The organism is Streptomyces doebereineriae, assembly GCF_031845645.1.
GTDB lineage: Bacteria > Actinomycetota > Actinomycetes > Streptomycetales > Streptomycetaceae > Streptomyces > Streptomyces canus.
This window is the reverse complement of the sequence record NZ_JAVREZ010000060.1, coordinates 1-829: the sequence shown is the minus strand read 5'-3', so window position 1 is coordinate 829 and position 829 is coordinate 1. Positions and strand designations below refer to the sequence as shown.

At 59.7% G+C, this 829-nt stretch carries 2 protein-coding genes; both read right to left on the bottom strand.

What is annotated here, in order from left to right; genetic code table 11:
• The coding region (locus RNB18_RS50685) for a sulfatase-like hydrolase/transferase (protein ID WP_311720885.1) at window positions 1–559 on the bottom strand (559 nt) is incomplete at its 3' end.
• A gap of 89 nt (window positions 560–648) precedes the next feature.
• Window positions 649–829, bottom strand: a 181-nt coding sequence (locus tag RNB18_RS50680) for a hypothetical protein (RefSeq protein ID WP_311720884.1), incomplete at its 5' end; no start/stop codon positions are given.

The window sequence follows — 829 nt, the reverse complement described above, 5'->3', positions numbered from 1 at the left end:
GCTTGCCGACGGGCCCGTACTTCGGGTCGTCGGGTTCCGTGGACACCTGGTCGGTGGCTTTGCACTTGAGCACGCCGCGCGGCTTGGCGAAAGCGTAGAGCCGCGGATAGCGGTCTTCGTGTGGATAGTTGAAGTTCTCGGGTTCTTCCTCGGCATTGAGGTGGTAGAGGTTGCCGTAGAACTCATCGAACCCGTGCACGGTCGGCAGGTACTTGTTCAGGTCACCGAAGTGATTCTTGCCGAATTGGCCGGTGGCGTAACCCAATGGCTTCAGCAGTTCGGCGATGGTGGGGTCCTCGGCCGCCCAGCCGATCTCCACGCCAGGTGCACCGACCTTGCTCATTCCGGTGCGATAGACGCTCTGCCCACTGATGAATGCCGCGCGGCCGGCGGTGCAACTTTGCTCACCATAGGAGTCGGTGAATCTCATCCCCTCGTCAGCAAGGCGGTCGATGTTCGGCGTGCGGTAGCCCATCAGCCCGTCGCTGTAGCAACTCAGGTTGCTGATACCGATGTCATCGCCCCAGATCACGAGAATGTTCGGCTTGCCGTTGGGCATGGTGCGATCCTCCTGTCGAACCCCGACTTTTTCGTCTCTGGCCGACGGTATGTGGTTTCGCCGGCCACCGGTGGGCTTCTCGACGCTTCTCAGCCGATATTTACCCAGGCGCTCACATTCGGACCGGGCCGTCGATCGGAGTCGATGGTCGAATTTGCCATCTCCGTGGATATTCTCGTTGTTCGGCGGGCGTATTGCCTTGTTGCCCAAGTAAATATCCGTTCAGGAACGCCGACACGAACATCGGTTGATCGACAGATGGCCTCGAAT